A 20814-nucleotide genomic window follows, 5' to 3' on the forward strand; every position below is an offset into this window, starting at 1 on the left:
CGTTTATGCTTCTTTCAGGAGTGGACGCTTATCGGTTTTGCCGTTCCAGGTTTCTGCATCGGCTAGAGCACTTTTCTTGCGCAAAATGACAGGCCATTTTTTGGTGAGTTCAGCATTGATGGCGGTGAAATCGCGCTGGTCTTCCGGCACCTCGTCTTCGGCAAAAATGGCATCTGCCGGGCATTCGGGAATACAGGCGGCGCAGTCAATACATTCGTCAGGATCAATAACCAGAAAATTTGGGCCTTCATGAAAGCATTCTACAGGACACACCTCTGCACAATCGGTGTACTTGCACTGGATACAGTTTTCGGTAACGACGTAAGTCATGGGTTGTCTACTTTTTTACTGGCGCGCTTGCGTGGCGCGGGTTTGTCGACGGGAGTTGCTGAGGCCTTGGTGGTTTTTTTAGTCGTGGTCTTTTTCGCGGGACTTTTCGCTTTCTTGCTGGTGGCTTTGCGCGCTGGAGCTTTGGCGGGCGCGGCGCGTTTTTCCCGAGGAGGCGGCGGCGTATAGTCAACCAGCAGTGCAGCAATTTCTGCTTCACTGGCGTTCACCTGAAAATGGAATCCGCATTCTTGCTGAGGACAGGCGAGTTGTTCTCCCAGTCGTTTTCCACTTTTTTCAATCATGATTGGCCAGGCACAACGTGGACAGGCTTTGGCAACCGGTGGCCCCCAGACGGCGTAAGTGCATTTTGGATAGGTATTGCAGGAATAAAATACTTTGCCATAACGACTGCGCTTTTCTACCAGTTCGCCTTCTCCACATTGCGGACAAGTGACACCGGAAGACTTGGGCTGGGTCAGCGGTTCAATGTGCTTGCATTCCGGATACCCACTGCAGGAAATAAAGCGACCGTAGCGACCGGTTTTATAGACCAGAGGCTTTCCGCAGTCGGGACAGTCGCGACCAACGGGTTCAGGGGCTTCCCGGGGTCCGTCCACGGGACGGGTGTACTTGCAATCGGGGTATCCTGAACAGGCGACAAAACGGCCATGACGTCCAAGGCGCAGAAATAGTGGCTTTCCACATTCAGGACAATTTTCGTCCATGGCTTCGCTGGTGGCTTCTGCGCGACTGACGTTAGCTTTTTCATCCAGCAGGGAGCGAAATGGTCCCCAAAATTCGTTCAGTACCGGCCGCCATTGCTTCTCGCCACGGGAGATGGCATCCAGCTCATCTTCCATTCCTGCGGTAAAGTTGTAGTCCACATAACGCTCAAAATGATTGGACAGGAAACGTCCAACGACTCTGCCCAGATCGGTGGGTCTAAAGCGACGCTGTTCCGTTTCTACATATTCGCGATTTTGCAGGGTCTGAATAATACTGGCATAAGTAGAGGGCCTCCCGATGCCATGTGCTTCCAGTGTTTTTACCAGCGTCGCATCACTATAGCGGGGTGGCGGTTCGGTAAAATGCTGGTCCGAATCTACGCCCTGGACTTGCGGCTGATCGCCTTGTTCCAGAGGCGGGAGAATACGATTATTTTCATCTTCGTCCGTATCATCTTTCCCTTCCAGATAAACCGCCATGAACCCAGGGAAAGTAACGGTCGAACCGTTGGCACGCAGCGTCCAGTGGGTCCCAGCATCCATGTCTACAGCGACCATATCCAGGCGGGCTGGGGCCATCTGACAGGCGACGCTGCGTTTCCAGATCAGATCATATAGCCGCCACAAATCCTTTTCGAGAATACCCTGCAGCATTTCCGGAGTTCGACTGATGTCCGTCGGGCGCACAGCTTCGTGCGCTTCCTGGGCATTTTTGGTTTTGGTTTTGTAACGGCGCGGGCTTTCAGGTACAAATTCATGACCATAATGATGGTCGATAAAACCGCGAATATCGGCAATGGCTTCTTCGGAAAGATTGACGGCATCTGTACGCATGTAACTGATCAGGCCGACGGTTTCACTTCCAATGTTTATGCCTTCATAAAGCTGCTGGGCGACGCGCATGGTGCGGCTGGCGTTGAACCCCAGTTTGCGGGAGGCTTCCTGCTGCAGAGTGGACGTTGTAAAGGGCGCGGCAGGCTGACGTTGCCGGCTTTTACGCTCCACTTCGCGGACCTGAAGCGGTTGCTGCTGCATATCCGCTTCCATACTGCTGCGTATGGTTTCTGCCTGGGTTTCATTGTTGATATCAAATTGTTCCAGTTTTTTGTTTTGCCAGTGCGTCAAACGCCCGGAGAACTCACTTTCGTTGTGCAGCAGGCGTGCGGCAATAGTCCAATATTCCTGGCTGACAAAAGCTTCAATTTCATCTTCCCGCTCGCAGATCAGACGCAGGGCGGCACTTTGCACCCGACCAGCAGAAAGGCCGGGACGCACTTTGCGCCACAGCAGCGGCGACAAATTGAAGCCTACCAAATAGTCCAAGGCCCGCCGGGCCTGTTGGGCATTGACCAGATCCATGGCGATTTCGCGGGGATTGGCAATGGCTTCCTGTACGGCCTTTTTGGTGATTTCGTGAAAAACCACGCGCTGGGCGGGCTTGTTTCCCAACTGCTTGCGCTCGCGCAGCAGTTCTACCAAATGCCAGGATATAGCCTCGCCTTCGCGGTCCGGATCGGTGGCGAGCCAGAGTTTGTCAGCCTTGCGCAATGCCTTGATAATGGCCTCGACATGCCGTTCATTGCGCTCAATGGTTTCATAGCGCATGGCAAAATCCTGCTCAGGATCAACGGCCCCTTCTTTGGGGCGAAGATCACGAACGTGACCATAAGAGGCTAGAACTTCAAAATCATCCCCGAGATATTTCTGGATGGTTTTGGCTTTGGCAGGAGATTCGACAATTACGAGCTGATGGGCCATAGGTCAGTGCAGTATCCGCGTTCCGTCTGTGTCCAGTAAGGCATCTACCCAGAGCGCTTCCGGGCCTGGATCGTTGGCCATTACCATGAAGGCAACCCAATCAAGGGTTTCCATATCCATATCCTCAAGGTCGAGGGCCAGTAAACGATCAATGATCCGTTCGCGCATGGCGCCGTTAATGACGCCCAGACGTTCCCAGTCATGCAGTTGACCGCGTGCTGCCACAGAAAGGTTCTGTAGCTCGTAGGGATGATAGGCGCGCAGCGCTCTGGGGCTGGTATCTTCCTGTTCTTCAACAGCAAAACCTTCCATCCAGTCGAGGGCGCGCTGAATGTCGGCGTCGGGAAAACCTACGGCACGAAGATGATCTTCAATAACCGCGTCGTCTTCGTCGTCGAGGTGATCCAGTAGGTATGTAATTATGTCTATGACGTCTTCCATGCCAGAGCCTTCAGGGTGCAGGAGGGAGGCGACAGAACCGGCCGCCGGGACTGGCCGTGAGGTAACCTGATATTTCCATTTCCAAGAGGATGGCCGAAAGCTCGCCCAGCGTCAATCCACAACGCGCAGCAATTTCTTCCGCTGTCAGAGGATCAAAGCCCATGGCTGCCCAGACTTTCGCCTGATGGGGATCGTCTGGTTGCCAATTATCCGCTGCTGTTACCGGTCGGGCCTGGCATAATGCGCCAAATAGCGGACCCAGCTCGCTCAACACATCCTCGGCACTTTCTACCAGTTTGGCACCGTCACGAATCAGGCGATGCGGACCTCGGGACAATGGTGAATGGATCGAACCGGGTACCGCAAATACTTCTCGCCCCTGTTCCATAGCGAGGCGGGCAGTAATCAGGGAGCCGCTGTTTTCCGCTGCCTCAACAATCAGTACACCCAGACTGAGCCCGCTGATGATGCGGTTGCGACGCGGAAACAGGCCACTATGTGGCGCGGTTTCCGGAGCCTGTTCACTGACGAGCAGGCCATGCTCGATAATCTGGTGCGCCAACTGTAAATGGGTGCGCGGATAAATCAGATCGGCACCGGTGCCCAGTACGGCAACAGTTCCGCTGGCCAGAGCACCACGATGGGCTGCAGCGTCAATGCCCAAGGCCAGGCCGCTAGTGATGATCAGTCCCGTTTCACCAAGACTGCGGGCAAAAGCTTCTGCAGTAGCTGCCCCTAAAGCCGTTGCCGAGCGGCTGCCGACAATGGCCAGCATGGGCTGGTTCAGGCAGGAACGCTGTCCCCGGATAAACAACAGGGGCGGTGGGTCGGGAATTTGCCGCAGCAAAGGCGGATAATCCGCATCTGTCCAGCGACATAAATCCGTATCGGGACTATTCAGCCAGCGTCGGTCAGCAGGACGGATAAGGTCATCGGGATCTTTTTGTAGAGCCTGGATTTGTTTTGCGGACAAACCGAGGTCTTGTAACAGGCCGGCACCCGTTTGAAAGCAGGCGGCAGCATGGCTAAAGCGCTCCAGTAAAGCCTGTTGCCGCTGCGGCCCCAAACCGTTAATTCGGCAAAGTGCCAGCCAGGCGGCATCAGACATTATTTTTGCACAGTGTCATCGGCTGAGGCAGGACTGTGGATTTCATCCCCCAGACGGATGCTCCGACTGGCCATGGTGATGACCGCATAGGAAACCGAGGGGAAAACCCGGAACACCATGATATCGCCAATGGTTTGGTCCGGCAGTGCAAAGGCCTTGCCGGTAACCGCATTGGTTGTTACCCCGCTACGCTGAATCTGCAGGATATTACCAAGCTTGAGATCGTCCTGGGCACCCTGATCAATAATGACTACCTGGCCGACGGTCAGCGCCGGGTTCCCATCCAGTTGGCCAATGATATGGCCCACGACAGCATGGAGGGGGGCACTGGGAAAATAATGAGGGATTGCCGTCGTGACTACGGGTACCAGGCGTGCACCAAGATCAATTTCTTTGCGCATTTTGGTGATTTGCACCGCAGCGTGATGGCCACTCTGGGTGACCGTCACTTGCCCCAGGTCTTCCAGAGCATAGCCCAAAGAACGATGGGTCTTGGCCTGGAATAACTCCGGTCCCAGGGTGACGACTTGGTAGCGGCTGCCAACAGGGGCTTTTTCCAGTCCGACCGTGTAGAGCGTATTCCCGGTCACATAGGTGGGCCTTTGCTGGGCGGCTGCAGCCAGATAAGGCAGTTGCGCGAAGGTTTTTTTACTGTCGATTACGCCGGGGCTGCCGAGAAAGGGCATCACTTCACCGGTAGAAACCGAGGGTACGGCCTCTTTCGACATTTGTGGACGCAGCTCCACAAAATTGGTTCCGTTTTCACTGAAAGACGATGCGAGACCCAGTTCGGGTTCACCATTGGCACCGTAGCGGATGACAATGCGATCACCAGGATAAATCAGGTTGGGGTTTTGAATGTAGGGATTTTTGTGCCATATCTGTGGCCACTGCCAGGGATGAACCAGAAAATGGCCGGCAATGCCCCAGAGGGTATCTCCAGGTTTTACGGTATAACTTTGTTGTGTGCGCAGTTGAATCCCGGCAGGCGCCGCTTGGGCTATTACCGGAGCCAGGGCGCTCAGGCCGAGGGTAAAAACAAGGTTGCGCCATATGTGTTTGTGCATGTAATGATCTCCGCTGGACTTCCGCAGGGGATAGTATTAGTCCAAGATACGTTTTTTGCCGGATAGCCCTTCGTTTAATTGGTGGTAAAAATGTCGCTCCTGAAAATACTCGAATTTCCCGATCAGCGCCTCAAGAATATGGCGCAGCCTATTGTCCGGGTGGACAAGCAGGTCCAGCAGCTTGCCGATGACATGGCGGAAACCATGTACGATGCTCCAGGGATCGGTTTGGCGGCTCCTCAGGTGGCCGCCGGACAACGCCTGATTGTCGTGGATGTTTCTGAAAATCGCAATGATTTGATGGTCCTGGTGAACCCCGAAATCATCGCCCATAGTGGCGAGGAAGAAATGAAAGAAGGTTGTCTGTCGGTTCCCGGTGTTTTGGAAACGGTTCGGCGGGCCGAAAAAATTACCCTGCGGGCAACGACGGTGCAGGGGAAACCCATCGAACTCGAAGCCGACGGTCTGCTGGCCGTGTGCATACAGCATGAAATTGATCATCTCAATGGCACCTTGTTTGTGGATCATTTGTCGCGCCTGAAACAGAATCTGATCCGTCGCAAGGCGGAAAAGCGGGTGCGTCAGGGTGAGTAAACGCATTGTGTTTGCGGGAACTCCCGAATTCGCCCGCATTGTTCTCGAAGAATTACTGGCCGGCACGGAAACTCTGGTAGGGGTGTTTACGCAGCCCGACCGGCCTGCCGGGCGCGGCCGCCATCTGCAGGAAAGTCCGGTCAAGCAATTGGCGCTGGAGGCGGGTATTCCGGTTTTTCAGCCGGAGTCCTGCAAAACTCCCGAGGCTCTGGATTTGCTGCGTAGTCTGCAAGCGGATCTCCTGATCGTCGTGGCCTATGGACAGATACTTCCTCAGGCAATTCTTGATACACCCCGCCTTGGCGCCATTAATGTACACGCGAGCTTGCTACCCGCCTGGCGTGGTGCTGCCCCCATTGCCCGTGCCATTGTTGCCGGAGACGCGGAAAGCGGGGTGGCCATTATGCAAATGGAAGCAGGGCTGGATTCCGGACCGGTGCTGAACGTACTGACATGTCCCATACATCCCGAAGACACGGCGGCCAGCCTCCATGAGCGTCTGGCACTTCTGGGCAAAGCCGCCTTGCGGCAGGCCCTGGACGCGCTCTGGGCAGGGACCGCAACGGCACTGGTTCAGGATGAAAGTCAGGTAACCTACGCGCGTAAGCTGAAGAAAGAAGAAGCCTTGCTGAACTGGCAGCTTCCCGCTGCAACGCTGGACCGTCAGGTGCGCGCCTTTAATCCCAGCCCCATTGCGCATACGCTGTTTCGGGAGAAAGGATTGCGCGTCTGGCAAGCCAGACCGATAGCGGCAACGGTGGATATTGCGCCAGGAAACATCACCGCCATCCACAAGGAGAGTTTCACGGTAGCCTGTGGTAACGGGCAACTCGAATTATTGCTTTTGCAACCAGCGGGCAAGGGAAAACTCAGCGCGGGAGATTTCATCCGTGGGTATCATCCTGTGCAGGGAGAAAAGTTGGGATGAGTAAAAAACCAAATCACCAGGAAAGCTCCGGCATGCCCGGCGGAACCGTGCTGCGGCAAGCGGCCATCAAGGTATTGCAAGCCGTGGATGAAGGAGAAAAAGTGGATCAGGCCCTGGCGGCTACTACAGTCAGCGGCCCGGAGCGCGCCACATTGCAGTGGCTGGTGCTGGGAACCTTACGGGAATATTTGTTACTGCAGAAATTATCCGGATTACTGCTGCGCAAAAGCTGGCGGGAAGAAGACCAGAATCTGGGTTTTCTTCTGCATCTGGCGCTTTTTGAATTGCGGCATGGCCAGCGCCCCGCTTTTGCGGTGGTGAACGATTGGGTGGAGATGGTCGAAACTCTCCAGAAAACCTGGGCTAAAGGTCTGATGAATGCGGTTTTGCGCCGTTTTCTGCGTGAACGTGAAGCTCTGGAAGCGCAAATAGCGGATCCTGATCTGGGTCATCCGGCCTGGCTGGCCGCGCGCCTAAGGGAAGCCTATCCCGAAGAATGGCCAGCTATTGCCGCCGCCAACAATCGTCCCGCACCCCTCTGGCTGCGCGTCAATACGCAGCGCGTCAGCCCGGAAAACTATCGGGAGTTGCTGCTGGCGCAAGGTTTGTCCTGTCATGGGGTGGATTGGAGTGACGCCGCCCTTTGTCTTCCCGAAAGCATTCCGGTCGCCACGCTTCCGGGTTGGGACGCGGGTTGGGTAGCCGTGCAGGATGCGGCGGCCCAGATGGCCGCGCACATTCTGGCCCCCCAATCTGAAGAACGAATACTGGATGCTTGTGCTGCACCGGGAGGAAAAACCGCGCATCTTTGGGCATTGGGCGCACGCCGTCTGGATGCCTTGGACCGCTCTGCAGAACGTCTCCAGAAATTACGGGAAGCGCTGTTTCGGCAGGGGGCCATCGCCCATCTGCAGGCTGCCGATGCCGGTGATCCGGAAAGCTGGTGGAATGGTGAACCGTATGACGCCATTCTCCTGGATGCGCCCTGTACGGGCGTTGGGGTCATTCGCCGGCATCCCGATATCCGCCTGCGCCGTCAGGCCGAGGATGTCCAGCAGGCCGTGGCTCAACAGCAACGCCTTCTGGAGGCATTATGGGGTTGTTTGCGCCCCGGCGGTCGTCTTCTTTATACGACCTGTTCGATTCTGCCCGAAGAAAATCTGTTGCAGATTCGGGCGTTTCTGGCGCGCCATGAGGATGCCCGCCAGCAGGCTCATCCCCTCACCGGACAACATTTGCCGGGTCAGAACGACATGGATGGTTTTTACTATGCCCTGCTGGTGAAAGCTGAATGACCCCAGTGCTGGTTTTTGCGCGAGCGGGTGGCATGACGCGGAAGCGCGGCTCGGTTTGGCTGGGTTTGATCCTGGGGTTGTGGTGTTTTATGGGTTCTGGCTGGGCTTTGGCTGGCACCGCGTTTCACGTGGAACAATTACAGGTCGCGCCAGAAATGAACCGGGTGAAAATCAATGCTCAGGTGCAAATCAGTAAAGAAGCCCTGCTGCAGGAAATTCTCGATCAGGGACAGACCCTGATCTGGGTCGTGAAAGCGGAATGGCGGGAGCCCGAACCATTTTCCTTTATTACCGGTCTGGGCACCCATGCGCAAAAAGAAATACGCTGGCAAATTCACTATTATCCGCTGACCAACCAATACGCACTGAAAAATGCAGCAGGCACCCTGCGCTTATTCAATCATTGGCAGGATGTTGTCAGCGTCTTGAAGCAGATTCATGATTTCGAATTACCTTTGCAACAGGGGGCGGCACGGGGACGGGTAGCAGTGCGGGTTTATGTGGATATACAGGCTCTGCCTGTCCCTCTGCGCCTGCGTGCATTGCTGGATCACTGGAAACTGGAGTCCCCATGGACCGTCAGCGCGCTCCTTTCAAACTGAGAAACTGGTTACGCGCCCTGAGTGCCGGCGCTGCACCGGAACGCCAGAAGGTTGGCCCCCGCTGGGGCGCCATTTTACTGCTTCTGGCCATTTTAGGCTTTCTGGCGATCAATTTTTTTACCAGCGCGGGCGGGCCTCTAAGCCGCTATTTTGTCCCTATGTTGGTCATTTCAGCGGGTATTGTCCTTTTTTTGCTGGTTTTGGTGCTGGTTTCCGTGGTGGCGCTATTGGTCCGGCTGCGTCGGGGAGAAGTAGGCAGTCAGCTCGCCACGCGTTTGGTGATCATTATCACCCTGTTGAGTTTTCTGCCTGCGGCCGTGGTTTTCGGGTTTTCCTGGCAGTATTTGAATCGGGGGGTCGATTCCTGGTTTAGTTCGGCCGTGCAAAGTGCTCTGGACCAGGCTTTAAATGTAGCCAAGGCCGGCATTGACCGTTATCGCAATTCGACGCTGCTGGCTGCCGAAAGTATCGCCCAGGCTTTGGTGGGTGAATCTGATAGTAACGCCATCCTCACCGTCATTGCCTTGCGTGATCAGTACCATTTGAGCAGCGTCACCCTGTTTTCCAGTGATAACCGGATTATTGCCACCAGCAGTAATAATCTGGCCTTGGCACCGCGTTTGCCGCGTCAGGAAATTCTGTCCATGGAAGAAGGGCATCCAACCGCAAATATTGAACCTGAAGCGGATGGCAGCCTGCTGGTCAAGGCGCTGATTCCCGTTCTGAGTCCGCATCTGGGTGAAAGTAACCGCATGCTCTATGTGGAGCAGCCCATTCCCGAACAGCTCACCAAGGCGGCAGAAGCCGTACAGGTGGCTTATACCCGCTACCATCAGCTCATGCTGATGCGCGAGCCCATGAAAACGGCTTTTCAGCTCAGTCTGGCCGTAGCACTGCTGTTGGCCGTTTTATCTGCCGTCTGGATGGGGCTGCACCTGGCCCGTCGTCTGACGGCACCTATTGCCCGGCTGGCTGCAGGAACCCAGGCCGTAGCCCGAGGCGAATTTATCCCCCTGCAAACCATTGCCAGTCAGGATGAGTTAGGCGTTTTGCTGCACTCCTTCAACAATATGACGCGTCAGCTTGCCCGCGCCAAACAGCAGGCGGCAGCCGCTCAAGAGCAGGCAGAGCAGCGCCGGCTCTATTTGGAAACCATGTTGGGACAGTTATCCAGCGGCATTCTCACCTTTGATGGCGAGCATTGTCTGGCAGAAATCAATGCGGCAGCGGTCCAGATTCTTCAGGAAGATTTACCCAAGGGTCGGGCTTTGCAAGAACTGCAGGACGGGGCCATTCTCGAGCCGCTCTGGAAGCTGGTGACCGACTGGGTGGAGCATCCCCGCATCGGGATGCAAAAAGAGCTGCAGCTGGAACGCAGTGATGGACCGCAAACCCTGATTGTACACGGCGCACAATTTGCCGACGAAGCCGGCAGCAAGGGCTTTGTTCTGGTGTTTGATGACATCAGCACCCTGGTTTCCGCCCAGCGCAGCGCCGCCTGGAGCGAGGTGGCCCGCCGTCTGGCCCATGAAATCAAAAATCCGCTGACGCCCATCCAGCTTTCGGCCGAACGGCTGCGCCGCAAATATCTGGAGCGTCTGGGTGATGAAGGTGAAACCCTGGATCGGGCGACGCGAACCATTATTCATCAGGTGGACGCGTTGAAAGTGCTGGTAGATGCTTTCTCCGAATATGCCCGGCAACCGCAAATTGAGCTTCGGTCGCTGGAGATCAATCCCTTGATTCTGGATGTTCTGGACCTCTATCGAGGGCAGGAAAGCGGCATTGAAATCCGCGTGGAACTGGCTGCGGATCTGCCCAGTATTCGCGCCGATGTGCATCGCCTGCGCCAGATTCTCAACAATTTGCTGCGTAACGCCATGGATGCCCTGCAAGGTACGGAACAAAGTCCTGCCGGAAAACATATTCTGATTCGCACCGGCTTGACGGACAGCGGCTCGGCAAAGATGCTAGAGTTGAGCGTAATGGACGACGGTCCTGGTTTTCCGGCAGAACTACTGGCCCGGGTATTTGAGCCCTATGTGACCAGCAAGGTCAAAGGCTCGGGCTTGGGCCTTGCCATTGTCCGCCGCATTGTGGAAGAGCATGGCGGGGTGATTATTGCCGATAATCAGGGCATTAATGGTGGCGCGCGTATTGTAATGGATTTTCCCCTGGGTTGACCCAGACTTTCTGGAGGTGGCATGGAAGCGGCAAGATTGAAGATTCTGATCGTCGATGATGAACCCGATATCTGCCAGACCCTGGCGGATATTCTGGAAGATGAAGGCTATCAGGTACAGACGGCGGGCAGCGCAGCGGCGGCAGAGGAATTTCTGCGTGACCAGATGGTGGATCTGGTCCTGCTGGATATCTGGATGCCCGGTGAAGATGGCATCACCTTGTTGCGGCGCTGGGCGGATGCGGGTCTGGAGCAGCCCGTGGTGATGATGTCCGGCCACGCCACCATTGAAACAGCCGTACAGGCGACCAAGCTGGGTGCTTATGATTTTGTCGAAAAGCCGCTGTCTTTGGACAAAACCCTGCTGACAGTTGCCCACGCCCTGGAGGCCAGTCGCCTGCAGCGCGAAAATCGCGACCTGCGTGCCCAGACCGGCTGGGTAGAACGGCCCAGTGGGGATAGTCCGGCCATTCGTCAGTTTCGGGAGCAGCTCACCCGGGTAGCCGCTGTAGACTCCTGGGCCCTGTTGCTCGGCGAAGCGGGAAGCGGCAAGGAAGTTGCGGCCCGTTATCTGCACCGGCAGAGCCGTCGGGCACAGGGGCCTTTTGTGGACCTGCGTGCTGCCGCCATTGCCCGGCCCAATGTGGCTACGGAACTTTTTGGTAATGAAACCCAGGGCAAACTCATTCGTGGACGTCTGGAGGTCGCCCATGGCGGGACCCTGTTCATCGACGAAATAGCCGATATGGATCTGGAAACTCAGGCCCGTCTGTTTTCTGCCTTGCAGGAAAAACGCATCATCCGGGTCGGAGGCAGTACCCCCGTACCGGTTGATGTGCGCGTCATTGCCGGCAGTGCCCATGATTTATCCCAGGCTGTACAAAACGGCCAGTTTCGCAGTGACCTGTATTATCGGCTGAGTGCCTTGCCCTTGCGGGTTCCGCCCTTGGCAGCGCGGACGGCGGATATCCCGATACTCATTGAAGAATTTGTGCGTTTTTATGGTGCCCGTGATGGTCTGCCCGGCCGCCGTTTTGCGCCGGACAGCATGGATGTTCTCAACCACTATCCCTGGCCGGGGAATATCCGGGAACTGCAGAATCTGGTTGAACGCCTGCTGATTCTCGCTGAAGGCCCGGAAATCAGCGCGGCAGAAATTGAAGGGGCGCTGGGTCTGGATAACCGCATGGCTCTCGCCAACAGCAACTTCGACCAGGACGACTTCGGCGGTACTCTCAAACGGGCCCGCGAACGCTTTGAACGGGCTTTTCTTGAGTATCATCTGGCGCGCAATGACTGGAATATTGCCCGCACCGCTGAAATCGTCGGGCTTGAACGTACCCATCTGTATCGTAAGCTGAAAAATCTCAGCATTGCCCTGAAGGGCGAAAGAAGAGTTGGCGAAGACGGCGAAGAAGAGGATTGAATTCAATACTAAAAACCCGCTCTATTGCGGATTCCTGTGATCCTGCTTAGAGTGGGCGCAATATTTATCGCTACAGGAAGGCCGTTATGACCCAGCAAAATACCTTGCCCACCAATGCCCCCGAGTTTTGTGCGGGAATGCTCTACTTTGGTGAGAACTGGCCGGATTTCGACGAATATGGCAAATCCTCGGCCATTGCTGCGGATCATAAGGCGATTGCGAATCCCCAGGCACGAGAGGCTGTGTATCAGTCGCTGTTGTTGGCCGATGCCCTGCGTTATTGCACGCTGCAGGTATGTACCGCCAAGTCGTCCGGTCATCCCGGGGGTTTTGCCTCCAGCGCGGAGGCCTATGCGGCCATGGTCATGCTCGGTCATACCAATATTGTCACGGAAGTGGGGCACCACGCGCCCGGCTTTTACAGTGCCATGTTTCTCGACCGCTCTCTGGAAGCTATGGGCATTCAGAACATGAATGACATGATGGCGCGCTTCCGCGAACAGCATGGTCTGCTGGGTCATCTCTCCGGCGCTATTCCGGGTCTGTTGGCGCCTGCCGGTCCGCTCGGACAGGGGCAACATTTCGCCATGGCCGGGGCACTGCTGCATCCCGGCACGCTGTTCCCGGTCACCATCGGCGATGGCGGCTTTGGCGAACCGTATGTACTGAGCTCCATGAAACATTTTCACTTTGCCTATCCCCAGGTGACCAACTATCTGCCGATCCTGGTCTGGAATGGTTTCAGCCAGGAACATCATTCCATGGTTTCGCTGATGAGCAACGAGGAAATGATTGCCTACTGGCGGGCGCATGACTTTGATGAGGTCATTCTGATTGATGCCAAGGATTATGATGATGCCGGACAGGAAGGCGCCTATGTGGATTCCACGCGCTTCTCTTTCGGGCAACGGATGGCTTTTATGGAAGCGGTCTTGAGTGCTGCCGCCAAGGCCGCGCAAAATGCCTTGAGTGGTCGTCACACCGCCTTCATCCTCAAGCAGTTGAAGGGTGCCGGTGTGCATGTCTCCGGTGCAAAATCCCACAATTTGTATCCCAAGGACACTTTTGAGTCACCGGAAATCAAAGCTGCTTTGCAAAAGCGCGCGCTGAGTCCGGAGGCCTGGGCGCTGGTCCGCGACAACTTCTCCCGTGCCGGAGGCGGCCCTGCTGCCAAAACAGCGGTGACCGAGCATGTGCTGGAAATCGCCCAATTGGGTGAGTTTCCCCTGCAGGATTTTCCCGTCGGAGAACAGGCGGTGCCTGCCACCGCCATGGGCGCACTGGTCGCCTGGCTGGGACAGCAGGACCCGCGCTTCGTGGTGAGCAATGCCGATGGTAATGAAGCTTCAGCCATGAAGAACATTAACGATGCCCTGAAAATCCGCCATCCTACGGAAGATCCGCTCTATAACCAGCAGCCCGGAGGGCAGGTTTACGAGCCCCTCAACGAAGACGCCTGCGCGGGTCTGGCAGCGGGCCTGGCCTTGTTTGGCAGTCGTTCCCTGTGGTTGTCCTATGAGTCCTTTGCCATCAACGGCTGGCCGATTATGCAGACGGTGGGTCAGGCGATGGCCGAGCTGCGCCGCAAGGCTCCCTCGACGGTATGCATGTTCACGGCGGGAGCCCTGGAGCAGGGCCGCAACGGCTGGACCCATCAACGTCCGGAAATCGAAAACTATTTCGCCGCGCAAATGCGTAATGGCAATGTGTTTTTACTTTATCCCACGGACGCCAACGTCATCCAGGCCGCCTATGAATATGCCGTGAATAGCGTCAACAAGTCGATGATTATCATCGCCTCGAAAAGCCCGCTGTCCGTGCATCTGAGCATGGCCGAAGCGCGTGCGGCAGTCCGCAAGGGAGCAGCAGTTCTTTATGAAGGGGCTAGCGGCACGCGCGGCACGGTAACTTTTGCCGTCACCGGAGACATGGTGCTGATGCCGGTGTTCGCAGCCCGCGAGATCCTGGAGAAAGAAGGGTACGGGGTGCGCATTGTTTCCGTCATCAATCCCCGCCAGTTGTATCGCCCCTCGGATGTGGCCGCGCATACCGTATCTGAGCCGGATACGGATTTCATGGCCGATGCGGAATTCCACCAGTTGTTTGCCGGCGACATGTTGCTGACCATCGGCGGTGGCGGTGCCGGAGCGCTGGAGCCGGTGCTCTTGCGCAGTCGCGCGGCACATCGCGATACCCTGGCCTGGCAGCGCGGTGAAACTACCGCCAGCGCTGGTGAACTGATGGCTTTCAATGGGATTACAGCAGATGCCATTCTCAGCAAGGTGCGGAGTTTTGGTGGGCAGTAATCCCCAGGAAACCCGTACCAAAATCATCGTCATTGACGATGATCCCACCGGCTCACAGACAGTACATTCCTGCCTGTTGCTGACCCGTTGGGACCCTGAAACCTTGCGGGAAGCCTTACAGGATGCTTCCCCGCTCTTTTTTGTTTTGAGTAATACCCGGGGCATGACCGCCGCCCGTGCCGAACAGGTCACCCGGGAAATCTGCCGGAACCTGCATGTTGCTCTGGAGCAGCTGGCCAATAACGGACAGCCGATTCAACCGTTGCTGGTGAGTCGTTCGGATTCGACCTTGCGTGGCCATTATCCGGTCGAAACCGATGTGATGGCCGAGGAGTTGGGACCTTTTGATGCGCATTTTCTGGTCCCGGCATTTTTTGAAGGGGGGCGCATTACCCGTGACAGCACGCATTATGTCATCCAGAACGGGGTAGAAGTCCCTGCCCATGAAACTGAATTTGCCCGGGATTCGGTGTTCGCCTTTCAGCATAGTTATCTGCCCGATTATGTGGCCGAAAAAACCCACGGACGCATTCCGGCGGAGCAGGTGCAACGCTTGCGTCTGGCGGATTTGCGCGCCGGTTGCCTGCCGCAGCTTTTGGCACTCAAAAATAATGCCTGTGTGGTCGTGGACGCCGTGGAAGCAGCAGATCTGCACGCCTTTGCCCAGGATTTGCGGGCTGCTGCCGGGCAGGGCAAGCGTTTTCTGTTCCGGAGTGCGGCCAGCTTGCTGACCGCACTGGCCGATCTGCTGCCCCAGCCGGTGCCTGCTGAAAACATGGCACAACTGGTACGCGGGGGTAAAGCCGGAGCTATTCTGGCCGGTTCTCATGTGCGTAAAACCACCGAGCAGCTCAGCCGCTTGCTGGAGGACTCGGGTCTGCAAGGACTGGAGATAGAGGTGGATGCCTGCAGCGGGGAGGCGGGCAAGAAGCAGTTAACCCATCTTCTCGATCAGGCCGCCAGCCTTCACGCCCAGGGCCTGGATCTGGTGATTTTTACCAGCCGCAGTGAACGCCAGTTTACGGATCAGGCGACACGCCTGGCTTTCGGTGAAACCGTATCGGCCTTTCTCATGGATCTGCTGCGTGGTTTGCCCGAAGATCTGGGTTTCCTCATCAGCAAGGGTGGCATCACTTCCAATGATGTTCTGAGCAGCGGGCTGGCGCTGCGTAAGGCGCGGGTGATGGGGCAGATTTTGCCCGGCTGCTCTGTGGTCCAGTGCCCGCATGATCATCCACGCTATCCTGACCTGCCGGTGGTGATTTTTCCTGGTAATGTCGGCGATGCCGAAAGTCTTGTCTTGGCACGGCGTCGCCTGCGCGGCCGGTGACGGGCGCAAGTTATGGCGGGCAGCACTGATTCCGAGCATGCCGCATTTCTTAGCGCCCTCCGCGCCATATTGCCGGACGATGGCCTGCTGACTCAGAGCGAGGACCTGCATCCTTACGAATGTGATGGTTTGTCGGTGCTCAGGGAGCTGCCTCTGGCGGTGGTCCTGCCCCGTCATCGAAATGAGGTTCAAGCCGTTCTGAAAATCTGTCAGCAGTATGGCGTGGCCGTGGTTCCCAGAGGGGCGGGCACCGGCTTATCCGGTGGCGCTCGTCCCAGCGCCGGAGCCATTGTGCTTTCCCTGGCGCGGCTCAAGCAGATTCGGGCGCTGGACACCAGCAACCGTACGGCCCAGGTGCAGCCGGGGGTGCGCAATCTGGCTATCAGTGAAGCAGCGCGGCCCATGGGTTTGTACTATGCGCCGGATCCCTCCTCCCAGATCGCCTGTACCATTGGCGGCAATGTGGCAGAAAATTCCGGTGGAGTACATTGCCTGAAATACGGCTTGACGGTGCACAATGTGCTGGCTCTGGAAGTGCTGGATGCATCGGGAGAACGTCTTGAGATCGGTAGTCAGGCGCCGGACAGTCCCGGCTATGATCTGCTGGCGCTGATGATGGGTTCGGAAGGATTGCTGGGTATCGTGACGGAATGTACGTTGCGGTTGCTGCCGGTTCCTGAAAATACCCTGGTATTGCTGGCGGCTTTTGCCTCGGTTGTAGCGGCGGCAGACGCGGTGAGTGCCATTATTGCGGCAGGGATTATTCCGGCCGGGCTGGAAATGATGGACCAATTGGCCATAGAAGCCGCCGAAGATTTTGTGCATGCCGGTTACCCCCGCGATGCTGCTGCCATTTTGCTCTGCGAACTGGATGGGACCGAGGCAGAACTTCAGGAAAGACTGCGCGCCGTGGAAAAGTTGTTACAGCGGCAAGGGGCCACCAGCATCCGTATTGCCGCTGATGCCGAAACCCGGCTGTTACTCTGGAAAGGCCGCAAGGCCGCGTTTCCGGCGGTGGGTCGTCTGGCCCCGGATTATTATTGTATGGATGGGACCATCCCGCGCAAGCGTTTGGCGGAAGTTCTCGAACAAATCGCGATCTGGTCCGCCGAATATGGTTTGCGGGTAGCCAATGTGTTTCATGCTGGCGATGGCAACCTGCATCCCCTCATCCTCTATGACGCCAATGTTGAAGAGCAGTTGCACGCCGCAGAAGCCCTCGGTCAGCGCATTCTGGAACTGTGTGTGGCGGTCGGCGGAAGCATCACCGGAGAGCACGGTGTCGGCGTAGAAAAACTGGACAGCATGTGCGTTCAGTTTACGCCTGCCGAGCTGGCCCAGATGCACCGCATCAAGGCGGCCTTTGATCCCGAAGGGCGACTGAATCCGGGCAAGGCTGTCCCCAGTCTGCACCGCTGCGCAGAACTGGGCGCCATGCATGTGCATCATGGTCAATTACCTTTCCCAGGACTGGAGCGCTTTTAAGATGGATCAGCGTGAGTGTTTGCAGGAACAGGTCCGGGAAGCCTATCAGCAGTCGCGTCCCCTGCAGGTTCAGGGGGCCGGGACCAAGAGCTTTTACGGCAGAAAAACCGCTGATGCTGAACCCCTGCTGTTGCGGGAACATCAAGGTATTGTGGATTACGAACCCAGTGAACTGTTTGTGACTCTGCGTGCCGGGACGAGCTTGCAGACGTTGCAGGAACAGTTGGCCGAAGCCGGACAGATGCTGCCCTTCGAGCCACCTTTTTTCGGGGCAGAGGCCACCATCGGTGGTACCTTGGCCTGTGGTTTTTCCGGACCACGGCGGCCTTATGCGGGTTCTGCCCGGGATTATGTGCTGGGTGTGCACATGCTCAATGGTCTGGGAGAATCTTTGCGCTTTGGTGGGCAGGTCATGAAAAATGTGGCGGGCTACGATGTCTCCCGTTTGCTGGTAGGATCTTTGGGGACCCTCGGCGTTTTGCTGGAGGTGACACTCAAAGTATTGCCGCGCCCAGAGCGGGAGCTGACCCTGGTACACGACACCGACATGGCTACTGCCATTGTCCGGATGAATCAATGGGCGGGCCAGCCCCTGCCTTTGTCAGCCAGTGCCTGGGATGGGAGCCATTTGTACCTGCGTCTGTCGGGGACGGAGAAAGCCGTAGCAGCGGCGCAGAGCAAAATCGGTGGAGCCGTGCTGGATGAAAACGACGGCATCCTTTTCTGGAAAAATCTGCGTGAACATCGCCATGTGTTTTTTCAGGGAACCGCAGCACTTTGGCGGCTGGCCGTAGCGCCTGCCACGCCCCCCTTGGCCCTGCCCGGACAGACGCTTATTGAATGGGGCGGCGGACAACGCTGGCTTCGCGGTCAACGGGATGCTACCGCCCTGCAGGCGCTGGCGGCTGAGCATGGCGGACACGCCACCCTGTTTCGCGGCGGAGATCGCTCCGAGGAAGTGTTCCAGCCCTTGCCTCCAGCCCTGTTCGCCCTGCATCAACGCCTGAAAAATGCTTTTGATCCGCACGGTATTTTGAATCCTGGTCGCCTGTACGCGGCCCTTTAGAGAAGCCTATGCAAACCCGGATTGCGCCCCGTTTTGAGAATGACGCCGATATTGTCGAAGCGGACAGTATATTGCGTAGTTGCGTTCATTGCGGTTTTTGCACGGCAACCTGTCCCACCTATCAGCTACTGGGTGACGAACTGGACGGTCCCCGTGGCCGTATTTATCTCATCAAGGAATTTTTGGCCGGCACTCCCGCCAGCGCTGAAACCCTCAAACATCTGGATCGTTGCCTGACTTGCCGCGCTTGTGAAACGACTTGTCCCTCCGGGGTACGCTATGCCCGCCTGGCGGAAATTGGCCGTGAACATCTGGAAAACGAAATTCCGCGTCCGGCCCTCGAGCGCCTGAAGCGCAATATGCTGCGTGCGGTGGTTCCTCATCCCGCGCGTTTTCGTTTGGCGCTGCAACTGGGGACTCTGTTCAAACCCTTTTTGCCGGAAGCCCTCGCCCGGAACATACCGGAATGGCCTGGCACAGCGCTTCCAGTGCCGCATCCGCTGCAAGCCGCGACGCCCGTCCAGAGGCCCACGGTGCTTGCCCTTGCGGGTTGTGTGCAAAGCGTCATGACGCCGCAAACCGAAGCGGCCCTGGAGCAGATTGCTGACCGGCTCGGTTATCAAGTGGAAGTTCCCCCCGAGGCGGGGTGTTGTGGTGCCCTGAGTTTGCATCTCAAAGCCCGCGCTGAAGCGCATGATTACATGCGTCGGAATATTGATGCCTGGTGGCCGCATATTGTAGCCGGTGCGAAGGCTATTTTGGTGAGCGCCAGTGGCTGTGGCAGTATGGTCAAAGAGTATGCCGAGGCTCTGCAGGACGACCCCGATTATGCAGAAAAAGCCCGGCAAGTAGCGGCGCTGGCACGGGACCCCAGTGAATGGCTGCTCGAACACCTGGAAGCCCTGCCGCTGGAGCACAAAAACCGTGGCCCGTTGGCCTTTCACGCGCCGTGTTCACTCCAACATGCGCAACGGGTGCAGGGTAAAGTCGAAGCCTTGCTGGAACGCGCAGGCTACCAATTGACGGCAGTTGCCGATGCGCATCTTTGCTGCGGTTCTGCCGGCACCTACGCCATTTTGCAGCCGGAATTATCCCGGCAACTCCGTCAGCAAAAGCTGGACGCCCTGCAACAGGGTCAACCCTGCTCTATTGCCACCGCCAATATCGGTTGCCAGCTGCATTTACAGGGAGGTACGGAGCTGCCGGTCCGCCATTGGCTGGAGTTGCTGGCGGAGGCCTTGCTGCCTGAAAAATCCTAATCCAGCCGTAACCAGCCCTTGCGGTAAAATATCCAGGCAGTGAGTGCTTCCACCAGTACCAGGCCGCCGGTGACGGCGACAAATCCATAACGCCAGTGGGGTAGGGGTCCTAGGGGGACGTTCATGGCCGCCGCGCCCGGTATGAACAATGGAATGGTGACCAGAATAATCAGCGCCGCCATGAATTTAAACAAATGATTCACATTGTTGTGTACCACATAAGCGTAAGATTCCAGTAATTCATTGATGGTTTCCTGGTCGCTGTCCACCTGATCGCGAACCTGTGACAGTTCAATGCGCGTATCTTCATGAATTTCTATGAGATCATGGTCTTCCTTGGGCAGGAACAGACCGATTTCACTGACCACATACTCCAGCTGCAACAAGCCCAGATCCAGAGCCAGGAGGCGGTCGTGAATATCCAGGCCCCGGTACACCACATCATGGCGCTGGGCCTGCCGTAAATCCCGTTCGACCATGGCCATTTCCCGGGCCACAGCGCGCGCAGTGGGCAGGTACAGGCGGGTCACCTCGGCGATAATACGCAAGACAAGTTCCCAGCGTTTACGCGGTTTCTCAGGATCAATCAGCTGGTTGAGAAAGGGGATTTCCTGATCCGCCAGGGTTACGAAATAACCCGGCACAAAATAAACGCTGAGGGGCACCAGGGAAAACTGGCCGATGCGCCCATCTTCCGGTATCGGCACCTGAAATTGCAGGGAAATCAGTTGTTCTTCCTTGATCAGAGGCCGCGATGCCTCGCCTTCCAGGCGTTTGCGCAAGAAGCTTTCGGGAATATCCAGAGTCATGGCCGCCTGGTTCAGTTCCAGGGCCGAAGGATTGACCAGGGCCATCCAGCTGCGCCGGTTGGCGTTGCCCGAAAGCAGGCAGTCTCGCGTAATTCGCAGCATG

General features: G+C 56.8%; 17 protein-coding genes. 11 read left to right on the plus strand and 6 right to left on the minus strand.

The genetic code is table 11. The features are described from left to right. Positions 1-3: 3 nt before the first annotated feature. The 5 genes from fdxA to HAP95_RS03975 are packed head-to-tail and all read right to left on the minus strand — an operon-like array spanning position 4 to position 5429. Complete coding sequence (fdxA, locus tag HAP95_RS03955) at positions 4-330, minus strand: ferredoxin FdxA (protein WP_215883052.1); 327 nt, start codon at positions 328-330, stop codon at positions 4-6. Next, on the minus strand, positions 327-2813 hold the full coding sequence (gene topA, locus HAP95_RS03960) for a type I DNA topoisomerase (protein ID WP_215883053.1): 2487 nt from the start codon (positions 2811-2813) through the stop codon (positions 327-329). The genes fdxA and topA overlap by 4 nt, the downstream gene beginning before the upstream one ends. Before the next feature lie 3 nt (positions 2814-2816). Further along, complete coding sequence (locus tag HAP95_RS03965; RefSeq protein ID WP_024894351.1) at positions 2817-3254, minus strand: Smg family protein; 438 nt, start codon at positions 3252-3254, stop codon at positions 2817-2819. Between the two features lie 10 nt (positions 3255-3264). Continuing rightward, positions 3265-4362, minus strand: a complete 1098-nt coding sequence (gene dprA, locus HAP95_RS03970) for a DNA-processing protein DprA (RefSeq protein ID WP_215883054.1) — start codon at positions 4360-4362, stop codon at positions 3265-3267. Beyond that, positions 4362-5429: a LysM peptidoglycan-binding domain-containing protein gene (locus tag HAP95_RS03975; RefSeq protein WP_215883055.1), complete on the minus strand. Its 1068-nt coding sequence runs from the start codon at positions 5427-5429 to the stop codon at positions 4362-4364. The genes dprA and HAP95_RS03975 overlap by 1 nt, the downstream gene beginning before the upstream one ends. Positions 5430-5519: 90 nt before the next feature. Between HAP95_RS03975 and def the strand changes: the two genes are divergently transcribed. The 11 genes from def to glcF all read left to right on the plus strand — a co-directional run bounded on the left by def (position 5520) and on the right by glcF (position 19902). Further along, positions 5520-6023: a peptide deformylase gene (def, locus tag HAP95_RS03980; protein WP_215883056.1), complete on the plus strand. Its 504-nt coding sequence runs from the start codon at positions 5520-5522 to the stop codon at positions 6021-6023. Then, the gene (gene fmt / locus HAP95_RS03985) at positions 6016-6951 is read left to right on the plus strand and encodes a methionyl-tRNA formyltransferase (RefSeq protein ID WP_215883057.1); all 936 of its coding nucleotides are present in this window, start codon (positions 6016-6018) and stop codon (positions 6949-6951) included. Before def ends, fmt begins: the two co-directional genes overlap by 8 nt. Then, the gene (gene rsmB / locus HAP95_RS03990) at positions 6948-8246 is read left to right on the plus strand and encodes a 16S rRNA (cytosine(967)-C(5))-methyltransferase RsmB (protein WP_215883058.1); all 1299 of its coding nucleotides are present in this window, start codon (positions 6948-6950) and stop codon (positions 8244-8246) included. Before fmt ends, rsmB begins: the two co-directional genes overlap by 4 nt. Further along, positions 8243-8848: a DUF4390 domain-containing protein gene (locus HAP95_RS03995; protein WP_215883059.1), complete on the plus strand. Its 606-nt coding sequence runs from the start codon at positions 8243-8245 to the stop codon at positions 8846-8848. The genes rsmB and HAP95_RS03995 overlap by 4 nt, the downstream gene beginning before the upstream one ends. After that, a complete protein-coding gene (locus tag HAP95_RS04000; protein WP_215883060.1) occupies positions 8818-11031 on the plus strand; it encodes a sensor histidine kinase in 2214 nt (737 codons plus the stop codon). Before HAP95_RS03995 ends, HAP95_RS04000 begins: the two co-directional genes overlap by 31 nt. Before the next feature lie 21 nt (positions 11032-11052). Beyond that, positions 11053-12456 (plus strand): sigma-54-dependent transcriptional regulator, encoded by a 1404-nt coding sequence (locus HAP95_RS04005; RefSeq protein WP_215883061.1) that lies wholly within the window; start codon positions 11053-11055, stop codon positions 12454-12456. A gap of 86 nt (positions 12457-12542) precedes the next feature. Beyond that, on the plus strand, positions 12543-14762 hold the full coding sequence (locus HAP95_RS04010) for a phosphoketolase family protein (protein WP_215883062.1): 2220 nt from the start codon (positions 12543-12545) through the stop codon (positions 14760-14762). Next, positions 14752-16092, plus strand: a complete 1341-nt coding sequence (locus tag HAP95_RS04015) for a four-carbon acid sugar kinase family protein (protein WP_368356548.1) — start codon at positions 14752-14754, stop codon at positions 16090-16092. Before HAP95_RS04010 ends, HAP95_RS04015 begins: the two co-directional genes overlap by 11 nt. 12 nt (positions 16093-16104) lie before the next feature. Then, complete coding sequence (locus HAP95_RS04020; protein ID WP_215883064.1) at positions 16105-17577, plus strand: FAD-linked oxidase C-terminal domain-containing protein; 1473 nt, start codon at positions 16105-16107, stop codon at positions 17575-17577. Between the two features lies 1 nt (position 17578). Continuing rightward, complete coding sequence (gene glcE, locus HAP95_RS04025; protein ID WP_215883065.1) at positions 17579-18643, plus strand: glycolate oxidase subunit GlcE; 1065 nt, start codon at positions 17579-17581, stop codon at positions 18641-18643. A gap of 8 nt (positions 18644-18651) precedes the next feature. After that, positions 18652-19902 (plus strand): glycolate oxidase subunit GlcF, encoded by a 1251-nt coding sequence (gene glcF, locus HAP95_RS04030; RefSeq protein ID WP_215883066.1) that lies wholly within the window; start codon positions 18652-18654, stop codon positions 19900-19902. Here the strand turns inward: glcF and HAP95_RS04035 are convergent. Beyond that, positions 19899-20813, minus strand: a complete 915-nt coding sequence (locus tag HAP95_RS04035) for a CorA family divalent cation transporter (protein ID WP_215883067.1) — start codon at positions 20811-20813, stop codon at positions 19899-19901. The genes glcF and HAP95_RS04035 overlap by 4 nt on opposite strands. Position 20814: the final 1 nt, after the last annotated feature.

This window comes from Acidithiobacillus sulfurivorans (assembly GCF_018853815.1).
GTDB lineage: Bacteria > Pseudomonadota > Gammaproteobacteria > Acidithiobacillales > Acidithiobacillaceae > Acidithiobacillus > Acidithiobacillus sulfurivorans.

What these genes read in the sequence shown, in the direction of transcription:
- topA (WP_215883053.1), bottom strand. Translation starts at nt 2,813, where the DNA reads ATGGCCCATCAGCTCGTAATTGTCGAATCTCCTGCCAAAGCCAAAACC.
- glcF (WP_215883066.1), top strand. Translation starts at nt 18,652, where the DNA reads ATGCAAACCCGGATTGCGCCCCGTTTTGAGAATGACGCCGATATTGTC.
- HAP95_RS04020 (WP_215883064.1), top strand. Translation starts at nt 16,105, where the DNA reads ATGGCGGGCAGCACTGATTCCGAGCATGCCGCATTTCTTAGCGCCCTC.
- fdxA (WP_215883052.1), bottom strand. Translation starts at nt 330, where the DNA reads ATGACTTACGTCGTTACCGAAAACTGTATCCAGTGCAAGTACACCGAT.
- HAP95_RS04035 (WP_215883067.1), bottom strand. Translation starts at nt 20,813, where the DNA reads ATGCTGCGAATTACGCGAGACTGCCTGCTTTCGGGCAACGCCAACCGG.
- HAP95_RS04000 (WP_215883060.1), top strand. Translation starts at nt 8,818, where the DNA reads ATGGACCGTCAGCGCGCTCCTTTCAAACTGAGAAACTGGTTACGCGCC.
- glcE (WP_215883065.1), top strand. Translation starts at nt 17,579, where the DNA reads ATGGATCAGCGTGAGTGTTTGCAGGAACAGGTCCGGGAAGCCTATCAG.
- HAP95_RS03965 (WP_024894351.1), bottom strand. Translation starts at nt 3,254, where the DNA reads ATGGAAGACGTCATAGACATAATTACATACCTACTGGATCACCTCGAC.
- HAP95_RS04005 (WP_215883061.1), top strand. Translation starts at nt 11,053, where the DNA reads ATGGAAGCGGCAAGATTGAAGATTCTGATCGTCGATGATGAACCCGAT.
- def (WP_215883056.1), top strand. Translation starts at nt 5,520, where the DNA reads ATGTCGCTCCTGAAAATACTCGAATTTCCCGATCAGCGCCTCAAGAAT.
- rsmB (WP_215883058.1), top strand. Translation starts at nt 6,948, where the DNA reads ATGAGTAAAAAACCAAATCACCAGGAAAGCTCCGGCATGCCCGGCGGA.
- HAP95_RS03975 (WP_215883055.1), bottom strand. Translation starts at nt 5,429, where the DNA reads ATGCACAAACACATATGGCGCAACCTTGTTTTTACCCTCGGCCTGAGC.
- HAP95_RS03995 (WP_215883059.1), top strand. Translation starts at nt 8,243, where the DNA reads ATGACCCCAGTGCTGGTTTTTGCGCGAGCGGGTGGCATGACGCGGAAG.
- dprA (WP_215883054.1), bottom strand. Translation starts at nt 4,362, where the DNA reads ATGTCTGATGCCGCCTGGCTGGCACTTTGCCGAATTAACGGTTTGGGG.
- HAP95_RS04010 (WP_215883062.1), top strand. Translation starts at nt 12,543, where the DNA reads ATGACCCAGCAAAATACCTTGCCCACCAATGCCCCCGAGTTTTGTGCG.